The organism is Mucilaginibacter sp. (assembly GCF_036383575.1).
Taxonomy (GTDB): Bacteria; Bacteroidota; Bacteroidia; order Sphingobacteriales; family Sphingobacteriaceae; genus Mucilaginibacter.
On the sequence record NZ_DASVOB010000536.1, the window covers coordinates 1 to 3,542 of the forward strand.

The 3,542-nt window shown below is 44.9% G+C and carries 2 protein-coding genes and 1 pseudogene; all 3 read right to left on the minus strand.

What is annotated here, in order from left to right:
• Nucleotides 1–537: pseudogene (locus VF500_RS18975) on the minus strand (RsmB/NOP family class I SAM-dependent RNA methyltransferase); the annotation flags it as partial.
• Complete coding sequence (locus tag VF500_RS18980; RefSeq protein WP_330861189.1) at nt 534–1,793, minus strand: hypothetical protein; 1,260 nt, start codon at nt 1,791–1,793, stop codon at nt 534–536. The gene VF500_RS18980 and the pseudogene VF500_RS18975, both read right to left, overlap by 4 nt.
• Nucleotides 1,750–3,279, minus strand: coding sequence for a glutamine-hydrolyzing GMP synthase (gene guaA / locus VF500_RS18985; RefSeq protein ID WP_121224281.1), 1,530 nt, complete (start codon nt 3,277–3,279; stop codon nt 1,750–1,752). The genes VF500_RS18980 and guaA overlap by 44 nt, the downstream gene beginning before the upstream one ends.
• Nucleotides 3,280–3,542: the final 263 nt, after the last annotated feature.

Genomic DNA, 3,542 nt, shown 5'->3' on the forward strand with positions numbered 1-3,542 from the left:
ACCGTTAGGCAGGGAATAACAGCCGTTGCCCTCATCCTTAAAAACAACCTGTGCTTTGGTTAGTTCGGCTTTTACTAAATGGTCGTAACCGTTACGAACGCGGATAAACAGATCGGGCTGGCAGAAAAAAGATTTCAGAAAAGCTTCCTTATCAATTCCTTCCGAAAGCTGGCTGCTCCATGGGAAAACATCTTCCAGTTTAAAATCGGGGTAGGAGGTTTTTACGAGGGCCAGTTTATCATCGTCACTAAAACCTATGCAAGCGGCCCATTCGGGCTTGAAGTTTTGCAGGTAGGAGTTAGTTTGGGTATTACATAAAAACTCGGCCACTAACAGGCGCTCATCTTCAGGTACATCGGGTAATGCCCTGCCCAGGCGAAAGTAGTTATATACCAACCGGTTGGCAACCCGCCTGTCGGTTGAGCCCATTTGTTTGTTTTGCCGGTAAAAGCCGGGTAAAAATTTACTTAGTGGCGTATCGGCAGGGTATTCACCCAAAATTCGCTGAAACGTTTTAAGCTGATTTATAGCCTTCATTCTACCTGTTTTAGCTCAAAGTTAGTGTACATTAATATATTTACGTGGGTGTTGATCCATCCCTGCCCCGGCTTCTTTATAAAATGAAAGCTGTTATGCAAGCCGGTAAAATCGGTTCCCTCAATTGATGATAATCCTTTATCGGCAAAAAGCTGCCTGCCAAAGTATAATCCTTCATCAAAACCCTTAATGGCGTATTCGGTCGGTTCAACGTGATAAGCGCGCCTATAGTTACGTAAAAATGTTGTTGTAGCCCCTGCTTTGTAATTTATTTTTTCGGTAGAGGTGATATGCGTATTCAAACGTTGTAAAAGTTGCGGTTTCAAAAAGCTGAACTTCTCCCAGCTTGGGTGCCCAAACACCATAACGGGGTAATGTTTATTCAAGGTATCTAACGAGCGAAGGGTTACACCTAAAAACGCCTGATCGGTAGCCGGGATCACAAATACATTTTTTTCGGTTTTGGAAAGCTGCGGTAACAGGCTGCTTAGTTTTCCACGTACAACATATACGTTGGTCACCTTTACCTTTTTTTTGCTTAAACTGTCGATAGCTTTTTTAAAGTTAACAGCGTAATCATTTTCCTGGTTAAAGCCCGAACGCAGGATAAAGATCTTTTTAGGTTTAACCGTTCTGTTGAGGTATTCGGCCGCGCCCCAGGCATGGTATTCAAGCGGGGGGATAGCAGTGATTAAGTTTTTGCTGTTGATGGTGGCAGGATTAGCAGGCGACAAAGGCGATAAAATTGGCCCCTTTGAATAAGATAGCGCGCCGGAAAACGCCTTTACACCATCCGGAAAAACAGGGCCCACGATCAAGTCGCTTGAGCGCACAAATGCATTTAAAGCCAGGTCATGCGCCTGCATTGCTTCATCTCTTGAGTCAAAGATCTGCAGCTTGTAATTATTGCCGTAAGCAGTAAGCGAATCAAGGGCAAGTCTAAACCCCTGGTAATATTCAACAGCAATATTTGCCTGGCTTATCTGAAGCGGACTATATTTTTGAGCAGGGTTTAAGTGCTCAAGATTTAGGGGCAAGAGCATAGCTATGTTCGCCACTTTTTGTTCAGAAGCCTTTTCTACCGGTTTCTCGGTGGTGTTGCCGGGCTTTTTTTCGGTGTTATCAGTCGGTTTTTTTACGGTAGTTGCTACCGGCCGCGTTTTTGGTGAACACGCGGCCAGCAGCAATACTATGCAAAAAAACGGTAACCACTTATTCCCACTCAATGGTGGCCGGTGGTTTTGAACTGATATCATATACTACCCGGTTAATTCCTTTTACGTTGTTGATGATCTCGTTGCTGATCTTAGCCAGCAAGTCGTACGGTAAATGGCACCAGTCGGCGGTCATTCCGTCAACCGATTCAACGGCACGGAGGCAGATCACGTTTTCGTAAGTACGCTCATCGCCCATTACACCTACCGATTGTACCGGTAAAAATATAGAGCCGGCTTGCCAAACTTTATCGTAAACCCCGGCAGCACGTAAATTGTTTATATAAATTGCATCAGCTTCCTGTAATATCGCCACTTTTTCAGGCGTGATATCGCCCAGGATCCTGATTGCCAGGCCTGGTCCCGGGAAAGGATGGCGACCTAAAATATTAGGATCGATGCCTAAAGCTTTACCTACTTTCCTTACTTCATCTTTAAACAAAGTGTTAAGAGGCTCCACAACTTTAAGTTTCATGAAATCGGGCAAACCGCCTACGTTATGGTGCGATTTGATAGTAGCCGAAGGGCCTTTAACTGATACCGACTCGATAACGTCCGGGTAGATAGTGCCCTGACCAAGCCATTTCACATCCTGTACCTCATGTGCGGCATCATCAAATACTTCAATGAACACTCGGCCGATAGCTTTACGTTTCTTTTCAGGATCGGTTAAGCCAGCCAATGCGTCATAAAAACGTTGTTTGGCGTCGATGCCTTTTATGTTTAAGCCCATGTGTTGGTATGAATCAAGCACTTGCTCAAACTCATCTTTACGCAAAAGGCCGTTATCAACAAATATACAGTGCAGGTTTTTGCCGATGGCATGGTGCAGCAATACCGCCGCAACCGATGAATCAACACCGCCAGATAAACCAAGCACTACTTTATCATCGCCCAGTTTTTCGCGGAGAGCGGCAACCGTGGTTTCGATGAACGAATCCGGTGTCCAGTCCTGTTTGCAGCCGCAAATGTCAACCAAAAAGTTTTGCAGCAACTGTTTGCCGTCAATACTGTGGGTAACTTCCGGATGAAACTGGATACCGTAAGTTTGGGTGCCGGTAACCTGGTATGCCGCAACTTTAACGCTATCGGTACTGGCAATTACCTCAAAGTTATCGCCAATGGTAGCAATGGTATCGCCGTGCGACATCCAAACCTGCGATCCACCGGGAACATCTTTAAATAAAGGGTTATCCTGTTTAATATATTCCAAATTGGCACGGCCGTACTCACGGGTGCTTGATGGCAATACTTCGCCGCCGTGGAAATGGGCAACGTATTGAGCACCATAACAAACACCTAAAATAGGGCGTGTGGTATGAAACTTTTCAAAATCGAAATGAGGAGCATCTTCCTGCCTTACAGAATAAGGGCTGCCGGAAAGGATGATACCTTTTACAGTGCTGTCAATTTCGGGATAATGATTGAAGGGGTGGATCTCACAATAAATATTGAGCTCCCTGACACGGCGCGCTATAAGTTGGGTGAATTGCGAGCCAAAGTCAAGAATGAGGATTTTTTCTTGCATGGGCAAAGATAGGAATTTGACCGCTGATTTATAGCGTTTTTTTTGATTTCGTTGATTGCGCTGATTTGTTCAAGTTGCGCGCGTTGTGAATGAGCGCAAGCTGAACAAATCAAAACCATGTCATTGCGAGTTACGAAGCAATCGCGAACTTTACAGGGCGGCTATGCTTTCGTGCGATTGCCACGCTGCGCTCGCAATGACATTTTTTTATTTATTCCTTAACTTGATAATTCAGCATCCAGTTAATGCCATACTTATCAGTA